General features: G+C 63.1%; 16 protein-coding genes. 14 read left to right on the top strand and 2 right to left on the bottom strand.

The window, feature by feature from the left end:
- Window positions 1-126: 126 nt before the first annotated feature.
- From V7D81_RS08570 to V7D81_RS08525, 10 genes are all read left to right on the top strand, one after another.
- Window positions 127-570 carry a hypothetical protein gene (locus V7D81_RS08570; protein ID WP_324315747.1) on the top strand — a complete coding sequence of 148 codons (444 nt, stop codon included), beginning with the start codon at window positions 127-129 and terminating at the stop codon, window positions 568-570.
- Between the two features lie 97 nt (window positions 571-667).
- Complete coding sequence (locus V7D81_RS08565; RefSeq protein ID WP_324315745.1) at window positions 668-1,162, top strand: hypothetical protein; 495 nt, start codon at window positions 668-670, stop codon at window positions 1,160-1,162.
- Between the two features lie 165 nt (window positions 1,163-1,327).
- Window positions 1,328-1,978, top strand: coding sequence for a hypothetical protein (locus V7D81_RS08560; RefSeq protein ID WP_324315743.1), 651 nt, complete (start codon window positions 1,328-1,330; stop codon window positions 1,976-1,978).
- Window positions 1,979-2,003: 25 nt separating this feature from the next.
- Window positions 2,004-2,150, top strand: coding sequence for a hypothetical protein (locus V7D81_RS08555; protein WP_324315742.1), 147 nt, complete (start codon window positions 2,004-2,006; stop codon window positions 2,148-2,150).
- A gap of 11 nt (window positions 2,151-2,161) precedes the next feature.
- Window positions 2,162-3,037 (top strand): hypothetical protein, encoded by an 876-nt coding sequence (locus tag V7D81_RS08550; RefSeq protein ID WP_324315740.1) that lies wholly within the window; start codon window positions 2,162-2,164, stop codon window positions 3,035-3,037.
- A gap of 359 nt (window positions 3,038-3,396) precedes the next feature.
- Window positions 3,397-4,389: a hypothetical protein gene (locus V7D81_RS08545; protein WP_324315738.1), complete on the top strand. Its 993-nt coding sequence runs from the start codon at window positions 3,397-3,399 to the stop codon at window positions 4,387-4,389.
- A gap of 434 nt (window positions 4,390-4,823) precedes the next feature.
- Window positions 4,824-5,117: a hypothetical protein gene (locus V7D81_RS08540; RefSeq protein ID WP_324315737.1), complete on the top strand. Its 294-nt coding sequence runs from the start codon at window positions 4,824-4,826 to the stop codon at window positions 5,115-5,117.
- Entirely contained in the window at window positions 5,083-5,541 is a 459-nt protein-coding gene (locus tag V7D81_RS08535) for a CPBP family intramembrane glutamic endopeptidase (RefSeq protein ID WP_324315736.1), read from the top strand. The genes V7D81_RS08540 and V7D81_RS08535 overlap by 35 nt, the downstream gene beginning before the upstream one ends.
- Window positions 5,542-5,583: 42 nt before the next feature.
- A complete protein-coding gene (locus tag V7D81_RS08530) occupies window positions 5,584-6,294 on the top strand; it encodes a DUF1223 domain-containing protein (RefSeq protein ID WP_324315735.1) in 711 nt (236 codons plus the stop codon).
- Window positions 6,295-6,477: 183 nt separating this feature from the next.
- Window positions 6,478-8,460, top strand: a complete 1,983-nt coding sequence (locus V7D81_RS08525) for a S1 family peptidase (protein WP_324315734.1) — start codon at window positions 6,478-6,480, stop codon at window positions 8,458-8,460.
- 14 nt (window positions 8,461-8,474) lie between these two features.
- Here the strand turns inward: V7D81_RS08525 and V7D81_RS08520 are convergent, their stop codons facing one another.
- On the bottom strand, window positions 8,475-12,344 hold the full coding sequence (locus V7D81_RS08520; RefSeq protein ID WP_324315733.1) for a hypothetical protein: 3,870 nt from the start codon (window positions 12,342-12,344) through the stop codon (window positions 8,475-8,477).
- Here V7D81_RS08520 and V7D81_RS08515 point away from each other — a divergent pair.
- The 3 genes from V7D81_RS08515 to V7D81_RS08505 all read left to right on the top strand — a co-directional run bounded on the left by V7D81_RS08515 (window position 12,343) and on the right by V7D81_RS08505 (window position 14,872).
- Window positions 12,343-13,611: a hypothetical protein gene (locus V7D81_RS08515; protein WP_324315731.1), complete on the top strand. Its 1,269-nt coding sequence runs from the start codon at window positions 12,343-12,345 to the stop codon at window positions 13,609-13,611. The genes V7D81_RS08520 and V7D81_RS08515 overlap by 2 nt on opposite strands.
- A gap of 79 nt (window positions 13,612-13,690) precedes the next feature.
- Window positions 13,691-14,464 (top strand): exodeoxyribonuclease III, encoded by a 774-nt coding sequence (gene xth / locus V7D81_RS08510; protein WP_324315729.1) that lies wholly within the window; start codon window positions 13,691-13,693, stop codon window positions 14,462-14,464.
- A 105-nt stretch (window positions 14,465-14,569) separates the two neighbouring features.
- Window positions 14,570-14,872: a TFIIB-type zinc ribbon-containing protein gene (locus V7D81_RS08505; RefSeq protein WP_324315728.1), complete on the top strand. Its 303-nt coding sequence runs from the start codon at window positions 14,570-14,572 to the stop codon at window positions 14,870-14,872.
- Window positions 14,873-14,879: 7 nt separating this feature from the next.
- On the opposite strand, the gene V7D81_RS08500 is transcribed toward V7D81_RS08505, so the two are convergent.
- Window positions 14,880-16,901 (bottom strand): LTA synthase family protein, encoded by a 2,022-nt coding sequence (locus V7D81_RS08500; RefSeq protein WP_324315727.1) that lies wholly within the window; start codon window positions 16,899-16,901, stop codon window positions 14,880-14,882.
- Window positions 16,902-17,354: 453 nt separating this feature from the next.
- On the opposite strand from V7D81_RS08500, the gene V7D81_RS08495 reads away from it, so the two are divergent.
- On the top strand, window positions 17,355-18,269 hold the full coding sequence (locus V7D81_RS08495) for a hypothetical protein (protein WP_324315726.1): 915 nt from the start codon (window positions 17,355-17,357) through the stop codon (window positions 18,267-18,269).

Below are 18,269 nucleotides of genomic sequence, written 5' to 3'. Positions count from 1 at the left end.
ATAGAGAACTCTGGTAGTAGACTACCTGGCGATGCGGTCTTGCTGGGCCACTGTCGTCGCATCTGATTGGAGCAGCTGGCGCTCGACTGGATACAGCTTGTCTAATGTGGGGAGTTGGGAGGCATCATGGATGAACGGAATCAGGGGTCGAGAGATGAATCCGACCGGCAAGAACGAGAGCGCAGTGAGCGCCGCAAGTCGGGATTTCGCGGCTTCGTCGCGGGTCTTGCGCTTTCGGCATTCGTGGCGCTCGGCTACTTTGCCGGCAAATACGAAGCACCGCCGCCTGCGCCGGTTCCGATCGTTCTCGCCACAACTGCAGATGGTCTTGATTCTGGCTTCACGGTGAAGGTGAAAATAGAGAAAGCCAGCGACAACGTTCCCGACTGCCCGCCACCCCTTGCGGAACGGATCGACGCTCTCAAGCAGCAGCTTGATCTAGTCGGCATCCGCGATGAAATCAATGCCTGGCACCGGGCGCTTCCTGCAGAGCAGCAGGTTCGGTACGAACGAATACAACAGATCGCGAACGACGGTGTCACCTTGATCGAGTTCATTGCAGGTTGCTGATCGCAACTTGGGGCTTCGGTGCGGGACTTCGGTGAGATCCCATCGCTGCGTGACTCTGCTCCAATCAGTTCACAACAACTCAGCACGGACGTGATCCATGAAAGGTCTTCTGATTCTCATTCTGCTCGGTGTCGGCGGATATTTCGGTTACAAGCACTACCAGGAACGGGTCGAGGGGGCGGCACCCGAGGTCATCACCGATCCCGTCTACGCGCAGATGCGAATGGACGCGAAGATCCAGGGCCGCGAGTTCAACTTCCTGCTGCTGGGCAAGATGGCAGGCGATGAGGATTGTCGACTGCGTTCGAACCAGGCATGGAGCGACGTGATCAACGGCTGTGCCGAGTGCACGAAGCAGGCGGCCACGTGCACGGCGACGCTCGAACCCCGTTATCAGCGACTGTTCGACAACGTCGCCATCCATTCGACGTACATGAGCTTCGAGCGCGAGGCGCCGCGCGAACGTGACGGCCGCATGGTGATCTACGGACTGACGGCGGATGAGGGCGACTTCATCTGCGAACAGCTTCGCGCAAAGTTTCAGAATCACTACACCGGAAAAGTCGAGTGTGTTCACGCCCGGCGGGACTGAGCGCAGCAGGCCGGGTCTGGTATGGCGTGCGCGGCGGCGTACGGATGCTCATTCGGATCCATGTCCGTACCTGATGACCATCGCAGTTCGCGCGGCCTACCCACAGCAGGGTGCCGTGTCCTAGTATCGCCAGTTGCACTTACAACGAGAACGCGAGGGGTAGACATGGCCGCAGAGATGTGGAGGGTTCCGGTTTCCGTCGTGAAGCTCGGCAGAGGGGGATCGGTCATCGAAGACCGCGGCGTGTTGCGCAGGGCATTGACGGCCAGCAACGGCAAGTATCTGTTTTCCGAAGTGGGTGCCGGAGTCCAGTCTCTGGCGCTGGTCGGGCTGTGGCACGAAGTATTGAATTTCCTGGCGAAGCGGCCTTCGTGCGGCATCGACAATCGCATCAGGGATCTGCCCGAGATCTACATGGGCATGTGCTACTACCGCCCCGGACAGCGTTTCGTCGGTCTGTTTCCGGTTCAGGAGGCGGTGAGCGCCGTCGTCGGCCAGGTCGTGGGCATCGCGGGTGCGGGATTGGGGAATGTGCTACCCGGCGCGACCTCGCTGGCTGGCGAGATCACGAGTTCCGTGACCGAGGTGATCGGAGGCGTCAAGGATGGTCGCGACGTCTACTCGGACTCCCGCAAGGGAGTCATCAAGACGAAGTCACGTTCCAAGCCGGACAAGAACATGAGCCTGGCCGCCAATGCGGTCTACATCAAGTTCAGCTATCTGCAGGAAAAGGACATGGTGAAGATCGGCTCGAAGAGCATCAGCTTCGAGACGCTGCATCCGATCGTGCTGAAGACACTGTCCGCGCGGGCCTGATCGTGGCGCCTCCCCCCGTGTCCGCGTGGTTTCGGCGCCGGGCACCAAGGCGTTCTACATGTGCCTGAATGATGATGAAAAGACTGTCGCCGCCATGGGCGTTCTCGCGCCCGGCATCGGCGGATCGCAGCGCGAGGAGCGTATCGACGTGCCAACCAGCGGAGGCAACTGACAATGTATGCGATGAACTCCAGGAAAAAATGCCGCGAGATCGGCCTGCCCGTCCTGATCGCCGCGTTCCTGTGCATCTCACTGTTCGGAGGAGGCAGCGTGCAAGCTCAAACGCCTTTCACCGCGGGACAGCCGCAAAGCACGATGGTGCGGCAGCTCTGGTTCGGCTATCTCAACGGCGTGGAGAAAATGGAGGGCGAGCGGTGGTATTTCCGCCATCACGCGCCCGAGTTCATCCGCTGGTACGGTCCGTGGCTGCGGCGCTATGAGACCTTCAATGCTTTCGATCCGCCGGCCGACGCCGTGCAGCGCTATGGCGCGCGTCCCGGGAAATACACGGAAATGTGGTGGGGAAGCGTCGACGACTACCGCGATTCGCGCTCCGGCACCTCACGCCCCTACACCCCGGGTACCTGGAAGCTGAGCACGGAAGTCATTCTCACCGCGATGACGATGATCCCCGCCTATCCCACTGACATTCACGCCGGAGAAGAGGTCAATCCCGATGTGCCGGTGGTCCGCTGGATGCGGGTCCTGCGATATCCGGAGGGCGTGTCGCAGGAAGAGGGCGACGAGTGGTATCGCACCGTCTACGCCGAGGAAGCCAGGAAGCTCCCCGGGCTCCTCTGGTATGTCAGCTACAAGACCGTGGATTTCCGCGCGCCGCGACCCAGCGGGCCCTACGTGAAATGGCACCGCGTGGACGAGATGTGGTTTCCGGACATGGCCGCCTGGAAAAAAGCAGCGCTGGAAGGGTCGGTGAAATTCACGGCGCCGCACTGGGCAAAAGACAGGAGCGAACCGTTCGTCGAGATGTACAGCAATCTCATCCGCGTGAAACCGGATGTGGATTTCCTGCACGATCTGCCGAACATGAATCTGCGATAGCGCGGCGCCTTGAACGGAGGCGAGCGTTCCGGTAGCAGAGCGCGCTGCAGCGGCGGTGGCCTGAAAGAAAACCAACAAGTTTTTTCGGTGCCTGGTCAGGTTTCGGGCTTGTCGACCAAAGTGGCCCGGAGCGGCTTCGGGCAGGCTGAACTCATCGCTGCCGAGAATTCATCGACCGTTCGCATTGCATTCGTTGAGCTGCGAGTGTGTATCGACACATTCGCCCACGGCCCGGCGCGCCTCGCTCATGTGCCCTTTGGACATTGGCATGCGTCCAGCCAGAGGAGCAGCATCGAAGTCGCTCATTGCATTGTCCAGGTGACCGCCGCCGGGAAAATACAGTCGTCAAGGAGGCGCCGATGTTCCGCACAGATCAGGCCTCGCGCGTGGCGGCATATGCGCAGCGCCGGGGACGGATGGCACTGCTGCTGTTGCTGCTGACGCCGCTCGGTGCCAGCGCCGACCGCTTCGACATCGCCAGCTTCGAGGCTCCGGCGGGCTGGAGCCGGAAGGAGCGGGCTGATGGTCTGGTTTTCGAATCGCGGCAGGTGGGCAGCGACTCAGTCTGTCTCATGACCGTGAGCAGAGGCTATTCCGCGACGGCGTCATTGCGCGAGGAACTCGACCGTGCCTGGACTGCGGTGATGGAAGGGCGGACCTTTGCGGACGATCCAGAAACTCCCGCACCGCTGGACATCGGCAACGGCGTCACGATCGCGCGCCGCATCGCGCCCGTGCAAACCCCCAAGGGAATTTCCATTGCGGCGCTCAACCTGCTGCGCAAAGGTGATCGACTCGTGCTGGTACTCGTCTCGGTGTCCGATGGGGAGGCATGGGACCGTTGCGGCAACGTACACGGCGATTTCCTCGCCAGCATGCAACTCGACATGACGATGCCTCTCACAGAGCCCGCCGCACTTGCGAACGCAGACAGCAGTGCAACGCACCCGGACAGTACCGTGCGCCCCGACAGATTGCCGGCACAGGGCGGACCGGATCCGCAGATGGCGGCGAAGTTCAACCATTCCGTCGTCGGAGAGTGGCAATGGGTGCTGACGACGATCACCTGGGGTCCCGCACCGGTGAAGTTCCGCCATGTGTTCAATATCCGCTTCGAGCGCGACGGCAAGTATCGGATCGCGTCGCAAAACGTGCCGACCGAGACCGGCACCTATCGCCTCGACGGGCAGCGCATCCTGATGCGGCCGACGAGCGGCGCTGACTATGTGCTCGACTGGTACTTCGGCACGCACCCCGAGGCCAGCGCCAACTGGGGCCTGATCCTGCGGTCGAACGTGGATTGGGCCGCAGGCGACACGGGGGAGTGGCGCGCGTTCAAGCCGCCTGAATAGTCCGCCAGCGGCAAGGCGTACGGATTTGAGAACGCGCCTGGAACAGGCAGTTGGAGAGGGTGCGGCATCCATGCCTCTGCGGTGTACGCGTCGAGAGAATTGCGGCACACGAGTTTCTGGGTAGCTCTGCGAGGAATCCGCGAATCCGCGGCACCGCCGCTCCCGCGCGTTGGCGGTCATCTCCGCCCTGCAGCGAGAAGGAAATTCTGTTTAGGGTGGCTGTCGATACAGAAGATACACGGGCGCACGCCGTGGCCCAGGCAGTGTAGAAAGCAGACGCATCTTCCGCAATGGCATGCAGCGCAAAGTGCGACTCAAATGCGCGCGCCCGAAATCCGGGTCACGCATCTGATCTGCGAGGACAAATGAACACGACTTTGCATGGCCTGCTACTTGGAATCGTCGTCAGCACCGCATGGAGCGCTCCACAGAGCATGAGTGGAACGTGGAAGATCACCGTCGAATCCGCGTCCGCGGGCACGACGAAAGCCTCGTGGGTACTCGAGCAGTCGGATGAGGAGATCGCCGGTGTCTACGAAGGCCTGTTCGGCACGGCGCCCATCGCAGGCACGCTGAAGGGCGATCACGTGAACCTGGTCGTCGAGACCGAAGTACAGGGCGTACCTGTCCAGGTGGTCTACGCCGCAACGCTCATGGGAAATACCGTGAAGGGCAGCATCACGGTGACGGGATATGGCGAGGGAACGTTCACCGGTACAAGAGAATAGCTCCCGGAAACACGCGCCGATTTCCGGATGGCCATCGGATGCGCAGCACGGCGCGTGTGGATCTCCGCGCCGTGCTGCGCGTAAACTCCGCTCGCGATCGAACAATCACAACAATCATGCATCGCGCCTCGTCGCGAGCCGACGTCCCAATGAACCAACCAACGTCTCCATCGACCGCGCGCTGGACCTGGCTCGGCGTTGCGATCGCATTGTTCGCGGTCCCGATCATCGCGGCGGGATTTCGTCACCTGTCGACGGATTTCACTACGGACAGGGACCGGGCGGCGTACTGATCGCGCTGCTGATGGGAATCGCATTGACCAGCGTGTACCTGTGGAAGCGGAATGTGGTCGCGGTCATGCTGGCGCACTTCCTGGTCGATTTCATTCCGATTATCGTCCTGCCGCTGCTGTCCGGCGACTGATCCGCCACGGCAGGTTCAAGTCACAGAAGGAGTCGCGGTCACATGACGATCAGCGCGCCAGGCTTCGTTCGGTTCCTGATGCTGATGGCTGCCGCTGCGTTTGCCGGCCCTGCCGCTGCTCGGCCCGTCGTGATCGAACTCTTCACATCGCAGGGCTGCAGTTCCTGTCCGCCGGCCGATATGTTGCTCGGCGAGCTGGCGAAGCGGCCCGATGTCATTGCGCTCGCGTATCACGTGGACTACTGGGACGATCAGGGCTGGAAGGATCGTTTCTCGATTCCTGCTGCTGCGCAGCGCCAGCGCGGCTACACGCGCAGATTGTCGAGGGCTGGTGTGTTCACGCCGCAAGCGGTGATCAGCGGCGACACGAGCCTGATCGGTTCGAATCGATCCGCGATGAATGAAGCGCTGGCGGAAAAGCGCGATACGCTGGCGATTGCGCTGTCGAAGTCCGGCAGCCAACTCGTGATCGATCTGCCCGAGCGTTGGCGGGAGACGCTGGACGTCCACGTCGTGTCGTATCTCGAGCAGGCGGTGACACTGCCGGGTCGCGGCGAGAATGCGCGTCGCGAACTGAAGGAGTACAACATCGTTCGTTCCTTCCGGTCTCTGGGCAGGTGGAACGGCGCGCCGCAGCGAATGAAAACGCCGCTCGCGTCCCTGCCGGACGATGCAACTGCCGTCGCGGTGCTGCTCCAGCGTCCGCAGCAGGGCGCCATTGCAGGCGCCGCCACGATCAGTCTGCGCAACTAGCGGCGCCAAAGCCGCAGCGACGCCGGTAGTTGGACCTGGCGCTCCCTGAGGGCAGTCGGGGTTTCTCTGCAGCGACAACCGGCCAGAATTCGCCCCCGACCATCACTCCGCGGCCCGATTCCTCGGCTATGCTGCGGCTCATCGAACAACAATGAATCAGTCTCGGCCCAGGGAGTCTTCCAAGTGAGATCGACACGGCTGTTCCCCGCCATCTGCGGCAGTCTCATCTTCGTTGCGACACTCGGCGCGCAGGCCGCGGCATCGCTCTCGGGAACGTTGCAGGCGCAGGTGCGCAAAGCGACGTTCGAGATCGTGATGCAGAAGCCCGAGGTCGACTCGCTCTCGTACGAAAAGCCGTTGCCGCTGGATCTGCTGCCTTTCAAGGAGCGCAACGAGAAGTACGTGTCGATCGGTTCCGCGTTCGCCATCGGCGACAATCGTTTCGTGACCGCGGCGCATGTGCTGTCGCGCGGCTTCCGCACCCAGTTCGGCGAGCCGGCGGTGCGCAAGTCCGATGGCTCGGTTCATCCGATCAGCCTCGTTCACAAGTTGTCGACGCAGCAGGACTTCGTCGTGTTTTCCTGCGACACCTGCGGCGCGGATGCTGTCCTGAAGGTGAATCGAGAACCGGCGCTCGATTCCGGGGTTTTCGCGGTCGGCAATGCCCTCGGCGAGGGCATCATCATTCGCGACGGTCTGCTCACGTCGATGACGCCGGAGACGCGCTATGGAAAATGGAAATGGCTGCGCTTCTCGGCCGCCGCGTCGCCCGGCAACAGTGGCGGTCCGTTGCTGGACGCCCAGGGACGCGTCATCGGTGTCGTGCTGCGCAAGTCGGAAAGCGAGAATCTAAACTACGCGCTGCCGATCGCCGAACTGCTGGACGCGCCGGAGAACGTGGGTCAGCTCGACTCGGAGATGCGCTACCGGCTGCCGTTTCTCAGCGTGCCCACTTCAGGCCACCGAGAGAAAACCATCGAGCTGCCGCGCACGTACGCGGAAGTCGGCACCGAGGTCATGGCGTTTTCCGACGACTTCATCGATGCGATGTGCAAAGAACTTCTGCAGAAGAATCCGGACACGATGTTTCCGCGCGGCGACGGCGCGGCGCAACTGCTGCAGCTGAACATCGGCATGGAGAGCCTCGCCGTCATTGCGCAGAAGGAGGATGGCATGTGGGACGCGTACACCGGCGAGAATCCGCAGTCCGTTCAGCTCGCGGAGAACGGCTACGTATCGGCGTCACAGTTCGGGCGCCTGCTCCTCGTCAAGATCCGGCGCCCCGATTCGGCGGATGCGGCGCAGTTCTATAGGGACTCCACGGCCTACATGGACACGCTGCTCAAGGGCTGGTTGTGGAAGCGGGCGGTCGGTCGCGATCAGGTGCGCATCACTTCGCTGGGCAACGCCAGGGATGAATCGGTGCACGTCGATACCTACGGGCGCAAATGGCAGGTGCGCAAGTGGAACATCGAGTATCAGGACGTGGTGGCGCTATCCGTCGCTCTGCCGACGCCCGAAGGCTACGTCGGCATGGTCGGCTGGGCCGCGACCGCCGGCGAACACGACCTGATGGTCGATCTGCGGTCCACGACCGATTTCGTCCACATCTCGCTTGGGGGAACGCTCAGGCAGTGGCAGGACTATCTCGCGCGCACCGATCTGCTGCCGCGTACGATGAGCGAGTCCAGCCTGGCTTTCGATTTCGGCAAGCGTCTGAACTTCCGCTCGCGAAAATTTGCGTTCAGCTATAGCGAGGCGCAGCAGAAAATCCTGCCGACCAGTCGCCTGCTGCTGACGACCAACTACGTTCCTGACGCCAACGGTTTCACCTGGGATGTCACGGGCCTGTCGGCCGTGGAGGATGCCGCCGGCGATGCGGTCGTCGTGATCAACCGCCTGAATGCGCCGCCGCCGGGTCTGCCGCAGAACTACGGCGTCGAGTGGCAGAAGATCGTCCGGCGGCAACAGCCGCTGGATGGCAAGGTGCAGATGGAGGGTGGTGTGTCGACCATCGGCACGGTCCATCCCTATCCGCAGGGCAAGGCGCCCACCGATCCTTCCGTGCTGTACACGCTGGTGTACGCCAAAACCGGTGCCTTCAAGGACCGGGCGATGCAGGCGGAACTGAAGAAGTGGTCCAGCGGCCTGCAGATCCTCGAGTAGATCGTCGTAGCTGCTTACGGCACCGACACAGCATCCGCGTGGCTGATCAGCCCCTTCCAGTCGGTCACGGAATCGGTGCTGCACGAGAACCCGCTCTTGTAGATGCCGATCTTGGTCCCCTTGCGCACGATGCTGCCGTTCTGTGGCGCGGGATAACAGAAAGCGATCTTCTGCTTGAAGCCGACGATCCTCACACCGAGCAGTTTGTTCAGCGCCGTCAGCAGGCCGGTCGACTGGCCGGCCTTGCAGCCGTACAGCACGAAGACGGCGTCCTTCGCAAAGCGGTCGCGCACGTCATCCAGCGTGTAGGTCTTGTTGCCGTAGGTGAATGACAGGCCGCTGGCTGCGTAGCCGTCGATGTCCTGCCTGGTCACGAAGACGTCGAAGATCACATCGCCGTCCGTGGTGTTGCGGCCCATGATGCCGACGGTGTCCGAGTCCGCGTGCGTCATGAAGTTCACGCGCTTGATGCTGCGCGGCGCGTACTTCACCAGCTCGCCCATGATGGCTTCGAAGTTGCCCATGCCGTTGTTGGCGTTGCTGCCCATGACGGCGAGGAAGTCCACGGTGGCCGGGCTCCACTTGTTGTTGGTGCGCTGCTGGATTTCCTGGGCGTCATCGAGCTTCGGATCCCAGACGAAGTAGCCGGCCAGGTTCACTTCGCCATTGGCGGGCGAGGGCGGCGTACCGCCGCCGCCCTTGAGCGCATCGCCCGCCTGTTCGTACGCAGCGTTGATGAAGTTCTGTCCGGACGTGCCCATGCCGCCCCAGTTGGCCGCGAGGATGCCGGGGTTCTGCGAGTACTGCCACGAGCTGCCGGGCATCGAATCGCTGAAGACCATCATGCCGTTCGACAGCGGCATGGGTTCGCCGCCGCCGGAAGAACCGCCGCCTTCGACGGCATTGACGCTGCCGCCGCCAGCACCATTGCTTTGGGCAGGCGGCGCCGGCTGTTTGGTCTTGTCGAAGTAGTTGATCTTCGCGCCGTCCTGCGAGTGACTGCTGGCTGCGGGTCCACCGCCGCCGCCACCACCACCGGCCATGCCGCCGGTGTAGACACTGGCCGCCGTGCGCGCGAGATCCTTGATCATGTCCGCCGCGATGCGCTGTCGCTCGGTGGTCGCCTGCAGCTGGTTCTGCTGATTGACGCCAGCCTGTTGCGCGGCTGCGGCTGCACCGGCTGCGCTGGCCTGCAAGCCGGCCTGCGCCAGTCCGATCGTCGCCTGCAGTCCGCTCATGTCGCGGAACATGTTGCCGTTCTGGATCGCCGCGAGCGCAGCGGCCGTGCCCACCGGATCGGGCAGGCTCGTCGGCTGCGTGATGCTGATGATGGGGTTCGACAGCTGTCCCGGTTTCACATCCTCCGGCGCTTGCCGCGAGCCGGTCTGGATGGCCGCGATCTCCGGCGGCTGGATCGGAATCGGCGAGTCCTGCCAGTTCCAGAAGCGCGTGATGTCGAGCTTCTCCGCGCAGTTGAATCGTCCCAGCACCGCTTCCGCAAACGTTCCGCCCGTGCCGAGCGGCACGATGTCGCTGCGAATCGAACCGATGCGGATGCCGCGTTCCTCCAGCCATTTCTGCCAGGACGCATCGTGTTCCGAATCGCTGTTCATGCGGAAGGCGAGGAAGTTGCCGATGAAGCGGATCGGGCGCGGATCGATGAGCTGCGACACCGGCACCAGCCGGTCGCCCGCCTGCACGCCGAAGCCCGACAGCAAGGTCGCGAGCTGCGTGCTGTCGAGCGAGCGGAAGACGGCCTGGCTGTAGTGCAGCTTGTTGGCGTTCAGGTGCTGCTTGAGATTGCTGTTCACGCCGCCGGTCGAGAGCTGCACCAGTCGCGTCTCGCCGCTGGTGCCGGCAGGAATTTTCACCGCCGGCAGTTCGAACGGAAAACGCACGCCGTTGCGGTTCAGCGTCAGCGTCATCATTCCCGAGACTTCGTTGCTGGCATTGCTGCCGGCGATGGCGATGCGCACGATGTCCATCAGCGCGACCGGCGCCTGCGGCGTCACCTCGACGCGTCCGCCGGCGCGCTTGTAGAACACCGGCTTCAGCGCCGCATCGCCCGAGACGGTGGCGTTCTCCACCAGCACATCTGCGGGCAGATAGAGCGCGTTCGAATCCGGCCGCAGCACGCTGCGATCGAGCAGGCTCGCGAGCCTCGCGACCTGGTCGCTGGCCCACAGATGATCGTTCGCGAGCTGCACGGCGGGGATGTAGGCAGACGCGCGTATCTGCAGCGGCGCCGCGGCGAGCAGCTTCGCTTCCTCGGCAGCCGGCTGGTCGTCTTCGTCGGCAGCGATCGCCAGCGCCACCGGCTTCAGGGCCGCCGCCCTCAATGTGACCCTCGGCTTCGACACCGCTTCGCGCAGGAAGATGTTCAGGTTCTTGTCCAGTGCGGAGAACTTCGCCGTGCGATCGGGCGATACCTCGATCACATCGAGATTGCGCAGAGCGTCGCGGATGTCCGGCGCCAGCGCCGCGCGCGCCAGCGACGGCCGGAACGAACGCACCACGTCGTCCTTGTTGAAATCGACGAGCTGCAACGGGATGAACACCACGCGGTCGGCCCGGCGCAGCATCACCTCGACGCGATAGATCTGCACCACTTCGTAGTACTGCACCGTCAGTGCATGCATGTGGTTGTAGTTGGTCAGTACGCGGGTGCTGACCTGTTCGTGCTCGGACTGCGCCACTTCCTTGACCACGGAAGCGCGGCGGCTGCGGCTGGAATGCGCATGCTGGTGAGTCCGATCGTTCACGTCCTGCATCATGGTGCTGCCGATCTCGCGATGGCCCCACGACGAGGAATAGCTTTCGGCGCTCGATTCATTGCTGGCCCGCGAACTCGAGAAGGCGGTGGAGCCGCTCGGTCCACCGAACAGGCCGCCCAACGGCGCACTGATGTCGAGCGATCCCGCCTCGCCGGACTGCGAGGACTTGCTGGACGTATTCGTCGCGGAGAAGCCGCCCTGTGCCTCGTCGGCGACGGCGCTGGTGACTTCGCTGATCGAGCGGTTGTGCGAGGTATCGCTGGTCAGGTCATCCGTTTCCTGGATGACCTCGGTCTGTCCCGCGCGGCTCTTGCGCGACCAGTCGATGACGGCGATGCGCGTGCTCTCGCCGGGCCCCAGCGCCGTGCTGTGCAGCAGCTGTCCGAGCGTCACGGCCTGCGCATACCAGGATTGATTGAAGGTCAGCAGCGCGCCATAAGCCACGTGCTTGAAGCCGGCGTTGAGCTGCGTGAGCTTGTCGATGCTGATCGGCGTGAACGCCTCGCTCGCGAGATCCACCAGCGCGTCGTTGGGGCCGAGCCGGATCTCATCCATGAGCAGCGTGGTGTACTGCACACGCTCGGTCGGATATTCACCCGACTTCGGAATGAGATCGGCAGGCGTGTCCGGATCGAACTCGGGCTGGTTCTCCGGAAAATAGACCGACTCCAGAATGAACGTCGCTGCGCGATAGGGTGGAAACAGCGAAAGGTCGCGAACGACGGCAGTATCGAGCGCGGCGGCGATCGCATCCGCCTCGGCTTCCGGCACGGTCTGCAGGATGCTGATGGGGCGGAACTGCAGCTCGTTGAGCGCATGCCCCTGCATCTGCCCTTCACGCACCAGGTCTGCCGGCGGAACTCCGTGCTGCGACATGGCGGCACGCGAATCGGTGCCGGCCGCCGTGAGTTTCGCCGCATCGTCGAAGACCTTCGATGTCGCCAGGTCGAACACCGATGTGATGTCCAGCGTGGCGAGCGCTGCTTCCACCCCGTCATCGACGCCGAGCAGAACCGACGTGGGCTTGCGCAACAGTTCTCGCGCATCGAGCGTCCTGAACTCGTTGCGCACCAGAGCTGCAATCTGCTGTGCGCGTGACAATTGCGCCATGACTCACGCCTCCGTGTCGATGACGGGGCAGAGCGTGACGCGCGGAACCGTTGCGGCTCAATTGTCCGCACGGGCATCGCCCCATTGGGATGTGCGGCGGTTTGGTTTACGCTCGCTGTCCGTTGCAGACAGGCAGGGAGTGCATATCAGCATGTCGATCAGAACGATAAAGGGAGTGGTCTGGATCGCAGTGGCAATGGCAGTCGCGATGATCTTCGCCATCGCATCGCCTTCATTCGATCGCAACGAATCTCTCGCGTTGTTTATCGGCGCGTGTGCCGTGCTCGTCGTTGTCATCCTCTGGTATCGGCGAGTCATGCCCGCTGCCGAAGCGCGCGAAGAGGAAGAGCGGGCGGCGCAGGTGGCTGCACTCAAGCAGCAGGTCGCGCTTGCCGGTCAGCCGGTCGAAGTCAGGGCGTCGACCGGCATGCCGTTGCTCGTACTGATGCTGTCGATCGCCGCTGCAACCGGATATGCGGCGTTCACGACGCCGGGCCTCGAGTCCAAGGCGATGTTCGCTGCGGCGATTGTCCTTGCGGTGTTCGTTGCATGCTTTTCCATTCCTGCCCTCGGTAAACCCGCGCTGGTGATTCAGCGCGACGGCTTGTCCACTGCCGTGATGGGGGCCTTCGGCTGGGAGGAGATCGAATCGATCGGCCTGCGCAGTCAATCGAACAACGGTGCCACCTCGCATTCGCTGCATATCGGTGTTCCCCGGTTGCATGAAAGAGAGAGCTCGTTGAGTTTTCTCTCCAGGATGAGGACGCGCATGACGCGTGGTGCGGAACGCAACTTCGTGGTCGTGCTGCTGACTTTTCCATCGCATCCCGCGACCGTGGTTCATGCGCTGTGCCATGCCTTGTGGAAGGAGCGCACCGGCCGCACGAGTCTGGCGACGAGTGCGCCGTCGCAGGCGCTCATCGAGATGAAACGGTGCGCCGATGAGCAATTCGCAGCGCTCGAGCGCGCTGGAGAGCTCGCCAAAACAGATCCCGAGGAAGCGATGAAGCTGCTCGATGAGCTGAAGCAGAAGTTCCCGCCGCAGCAACCGCCGCCGCGCCGCCCGCTTGCAGCCGGCAGGAAGGCGAAGGTCGATGCGCTCATGGCCGAAATCAGTACTGTCGATCCACGGGATGAAGTTGCCCGCAAGAAGGTCGTCGACAGGCACGTCAAGGCCGAGGTGCGCCGGGGCACGACCATGGCCATGATCCTCATCATCGTGGGATTCGCGCTGGTGATGACGGTAGCCGTGCTCTGGAACGGCTGACAGTCTGCTGACCACGCTTCGGTCGTCTGCTTCCGCATGCGTTGCGCGTAGCCGTCCATCCGCTTACTGTTGCCGGCCTATGCGCATCGCAACATTCAACGTGAACAGCATTCGTGCCCGGCTGGAAAGTCTCCAGCGCTGGCTCAGCGAAACCTCGCCCGACGTCGTGTGCCTGCAGGAACTGAAGGCCTTACACGAAGCGTTTCCAGAAAGCGCCATTCGCGAGGCGGGTTACGGCGTCATCTGGCATGGGCAGAAGAGCTACAACGGCGTGGCGATTCTCGCGAAGGGCTGCGAACCGGTGGAGATCCGCCGCGCGCTGCCGGGCGATCCCGAGGATCAGCACAGTCGCTACATCGAAGCCGTCGTGCGCGACGTCGTCATCGGCTGCCTGTATCTGCCGAACGGCAATCCCGCGCCCGGACCCAAGTTCGATTACAAGCTGCGCTGGCTGGAACGGCTCATCACGCACGGCGCCGAACTCTTCGGCAGCGAACGTCCCGTGGTACTCACGGGCGACTACAACGTCATTCCCACCGGCAACGACGTCTACAAGCCGGAGCGCTGGGTGGACGATGCGCTGTTCCGCGTCGAGACGCGCGAAGCCTTCGGACGGCTGATGGCGCAGGGCTGGACCGATGCGCTACGACATCTGCACCCGGACGCGACGATCTACACGTACTGGGACTATTTCCGGAACTCGTACGAGCGCAACACCGGGCTGCGCATCGATCATCACCTTCTGAACGCCGCCGCCGCGCGTCGATTGACGAGTGCCGGTGTCGACCGCGACGTGCGCGGCTGGCCGAAAGCGAGCGATCACGCGCCGACGTGGATCGAACTGGCCGACTGACACTCGACCGCAGCGCCGGCGCATCGCGAATCACGATCCACGATCTTCCGGGAACTCTGCCCGTTGCGATTGATCTTACGATCTCCCTGACGAAGGAGATTGCAGATGAAATGCCCGGTGTGTCCCGATGCCACCCTGTCGATGTCCAATCGCGAAGGCATCGAGATCGATTACTGCCCAGCCTGCCGCGGCGTATGGCTCGACCGCGGCGAACTCGACAAGATCATCGAGCGTTCGGCCGGCGAGTCTCAATCCCGCGGCGAGGCAAGACAGGAAGCACCCTATGCGCCCCGCGGCCGGGATGACGATCGCTACCGCGAGCGCGACTACGACGACAGGTATCGCGATCAGAACTATCAGAAGCGGAAACGCAAGGGGCTGCTGGGCGAGCTGTTCGACTTCGATTGAGGCGCGTTCACTCGACGGACTGATAACGGCGTTCGCGATACAACCAGGCGGGCATCAGCACGTTGGCCAGCGCCCGCCGGGCCGCTCCCGCATTCGCCGTCGGCGCCGGTTCCAGCGTACGGGCGGCCCGGTCGTAGAGGAATTCGCGCGAACCGCCATCGGGCAGCAGCACCGTGACCTGGTTGTCCTCCATCCACGCATAGTTGCGGTCGAACTGCATCATGGCGCGCGGTCGTACCGGCGCCGGTGAGTTGCCGAACTCGGGAAGAGTGCGGGTGAGGTCGCGTCCGGGAAAGGGATGATGGCTGTCGATGCCGAGCAGCGACAGCAGCGTGGGAGCGAGATCGATCTGGCTGACGAGGGAGCGGACGCGCAGCGGCTGCGTGTCCGCTCCCAGGATCACGCCGGGGATGTGGAACTTGCTGACGGGCACCAGTTCATCGCCGTACACGCGCGTGTCATGGTCGGCGACGACGAGAAAGAGCGTGTTGCGCCAGTAGTCGCTGCCGCGGGCGCGGTCGATGAACCTGCCGAGCGCATGATCGGCGTAGCGGACGGCGTTGTTCACCGTCTGTTTCTCCGCGTCCACGAGTTCGATCCGTCCGTCCGGGAACTCGAACGGCGAGTGATTGCTGGACGTGAACACCAGCATGAAGAAGGGATGGGCGCCGGCATCCAGCGCGCGGATGCGCTGGTCGGCCATGGCGAACAGGTCTTCGTCGGATACGCCCCAGCTGCCGACGAACTGCGGCGACTTGAAATTCTGGCGATCCACCACCGTGTGGAAGCCGTTGCCGAGAAAGAACCCGCGCATGTTGTCGAAATGCGATTCGCCGCCGTAGACGAACTCGTTGCGGTAGCCGGCGCGTCGCAGAACGCTCGCCAGCGTCTCGAAGCCCTGCTGCGACTTCGACAGCTTCACCACGCTCAGCGCCGGCGTCGGCGGAAAGCCCGCGACGATGGCTTCGATGCCGCGCACCGAACGCGTCCCGGTGGCATAGAGCTGGTCGAACCAGATGCCCTGCGACGCCATGCGATCGAGGTTGGGCGTGATCGGCCGGCCGCCGAGCTGCTGCACGAAGCCGGCGCCGAGGCTTTCTTCGAGCACGATCACGAGATTGAGCGGCGCATCGCGTCGCACGCTGGCGAACTGCCGATGCAGCGTCGGGTACTTGTCGGAAGTGAAGCTGGTCGAAGGCAACGCCATTCCTTCGCGAACCTGCTGCACCATGTCTGCGAACGGCAGCGAACCGTACATTTCGCTCGACCGGGTTTCGTTCTTCAGGCCATAGAGCGCCGACAGCACGGAGTACGTCGAGTTGACCACCAGGCTGTTGACCATCGCGTCGTCGCACAAGGCGAACGAGGCGATGTTGGCGGGCCGGTGCTGGAAGCTGGAGCGGATCAGCACGAACAGCAGGAGCACCGCGAGCGGCCATACCAGCAGGATGGTGCGCGTGTGCCAGGGAGTGAGGCTGGCGGGATATTTCCTGAAGTAGCGGAACGACCCCCAGATCACTGCTGCGCTGGCGATGGCCGTGCACAGCAGCAGGCCGCGGTAGCCGTTCCACAGCATCGCGGACACTTCGCGCGGATACACCAGGTACTCGACGAAAAGCCGGTTCGGCCGGCTGTCGTATTCGATCAGGAACTGCGGTGTCGCGAGTTCGAGAAAGAAGACCGTGACCAGGCAGACGCCCAGCCATACGCTGGCTATGCGCACCCACAGCTGCACGCGCCCGAGCGCCAGAAACAGCGGCAGCGCCAGCACGGCAGGGGCGGCGCAGAGTGCGATGGTCATGAGATCGTTGCGCAGACCCTGCAGCAGCAGCAGCCACAGATCATCGGTCGCATCGACACGCTGCCACTGCCAGGCGATGAGCGCGCCGCGCGACAACGTGAGCGCGATGACAGCGAGCAGCGCAAAGCCGCCGACGCACGAGTAGGGGCCCAGCCTGCGTACGGGCTGATCGAGCGAACGCACGGATGCGAGGGCTGTGCCGAGCCTCGGCAGGGCAATGCTGATCATGATCTCGTTTCCCGCCTGTGCAGCGACGGACCGGCGTGTCGCAGGCGCATCGGCTCACGTTCTGGTTATTGATTCAGCGACCGCCGATGGCGTCCGGCGCGAGCGCAGTGCTTGTCAGCGTTCCCCGAAACTGCCTCCCCCCCGGGAACGCCGCTGCATTGTATGGAAGCGCCCGCAGCAGACGGAATCAGGCCATCCCTGTCACGACGCGGGAGACTAACGGGATTTCTCTTCATCCGCACAGGTGCGGCCCGGAAGGCGGTACGAAACGTGATGGAGGTCGCGTGGTTTCCTGCGCGGCGCCCGCATCTGCGGATTTGTACTGATTCTTGCGCGATCCGGAATCGCAGCATCCTACGGCCCGCCGCCGCCGTGGCGGCGATCCAGTACACACGACCAGTGTCGGCAAGGGAGTGCTTGCATGAGACTGTTCAGCCATCGGAGAGAACGACCATGCAGCCACCCAACCTGACCCAGAACCTCATCCTGGCGCAGTACGCCGTCAAGCACGTCGAAACGATCATGAGTCAGGGCCCCGGTGCCTTCAATCGCGACGAGTCGCTCATCCACCGGGTGCTGGCCGACAGGGCCAGGGCGAATCAACCCTTCCCGCAGCCGCTGCAGGGGCCCGAACCCGGGCCTGCGAACTGGCTGGAAGCGCAAAGCAGAAAGCTGATCGACTCGCCGTGGGTCGCGAACCAGAAGGCGTTGACCGCGCAACGAGACGAGTTGCTTGGCAAGGCGAAGGACGAGAAGAAGGCCGAGATACAGAAGGCGCGCGATGTGCAGAAGGAGAAGCTGTTCCATACGATCAAGCATGCCGATCCCGTCATGCATACGTTGATGATGGCGTGCGAAATCGAGAAAACCGGCCTCGGCAACTGCGGCGAGCAGTCCATGGTCGCATTCAAGTACCTGGTGACGAAGTCGGCGCCGGGTCTTGCGATCATGCAGATCAAGGGCGGCAATCATGAATTCGTGGTGATCGGAATGGACGTGACCGTGCCGGCGATCACCAAGGGGTCGCTGACCTTTCCACCGAAATGGGGGCACAATGCCGTGGTGTGCGATCCGTGGTACCACGAATGGTTCGAGGTCGGGTCGCTGGACTGGCAGCCGAAAATGAAGCGGATACTGGGCGAGACGCTCAACATCGCACCGCAGAGTCCGCAGCTGAACAAGAGAGAGGTCGTGAGCAGCGATCAGCTGCAGCGCTACGCCAAGGAAATGACGAAGGAATGGCAGTTCGAACGTTGCGTGTGGCTGCCGCACGGCACGCCGGATCTCATCGAGTTCGCCAGCGTGAACAGAAATTCCATTCCTCTGCAGCAGATGCGCGCACCGCACTTTCAGGGTCATCCGCTTTGA

It is taken from the genome of Povalibacter sp., assembly GCF_036735925.1.
GTDB lineage: Bacteria > Pseudomonadota > Gammaproteobacteria > Steroidobacterales > Steroidobacteraceae > Steroidobacter.
This window is presented reverse-complemented; position numbering and strand designations above follow the sequence as displayed.

Coding starts and splice junctions, on each gene's coding strand:
- V7D81_RS08570 (WP_324315747.1), top strand. CDS start 127: ATGGATGAACGGAATCAGGGGTCGAGAGATGAATCCGACCGGCAAGAA.
- V7D81_RS08560 (WP_324315743.1), top strand. CDS start 1,328: ATGGCCGCAGAGATGTGGAGGGTTCCGGTTTCCGTCGTGAAGCTCGGC.
- V7D81_RS08535 (WP_324315736.1), top strand. CDS start 5,083: ATGGCGAGGGAACGTTCACCGGTACAAGAGAATAGCTCCCGGAAACAC.
- xth (WP_324315729.1), top strand. CDS start 13,691: ATGCGCATCGCAACATTCAACGTGAACAGCATTCGTGCCCGGCTGGAA.
- V7D81_RS08500 (WP_324315727.1), bottom strand. CDS start 16,901: ATGATCAGCATTGCCCTGCCGAGGCTCGGCACAGCCCTCGCATCCGTG.
- V7D81_RS08530 (WP_324315735.1), top strand. CDS start 5,584: ATGACGATCAGCGCGCCAGGCTTCGTTCGGTTCCTGATGCTGATGGCT.
- V7D81_RS08515 (WP_324315731.1), top strand. CDS start 12,343: ATGACTCACGCCTCCGTGTCGATGACGGGGCAGAGCGTGACGCGCGGA.
- V7D81_RS08565 (WP_324315745.1), top strand. CDS start 668: ATGAAAGGTCTTCTGATTCTCATTCTGCTCGGTGTCGGCGGATATTTC.
- V7D81_RS08540 (WP_324315737.1), top strand. CDS start 4,824: ATGAGTGGAACGTGGAAGATCACCGTCGAATCCGCGTCCGCGGGCACG.
- V7D81_RS08520 (WP_324315733.1), bottom strand. CDS start 12,344: ATGGCGCAATTGTCACGCGCACAGCAGATTGCAGCTCTGGTGCGCAAC.
- V7D81_RS08545 (WP_324315738.1), top strand. CDS start 3,397: ATGTTCCGCACAGATCAGGCCTCGCGCGTGGCGGCATATGCGCAGCGC.
- V7D81_RS08505 (WP_324315728.1), top strand. CDS start 14,570: ATGAAATGCCCGGTGTGTCCCGATGCCACCCTGTCGATGTCCAATCGC.
- V7D81_RS08495 (WP_324315726.1), top strand. CDS start 17,355: ATGCAGCCACCCAACCTGACCCAGAACCTCATCCTGGCGCAGTACGCC.
- V7D81_RS08550 (WP_324315740.1), top strand. CDS start 2,162: ATGAACTCCAGGAAAAAATGCCGCGAGATCGGCCTGCCCGTCCTGATC.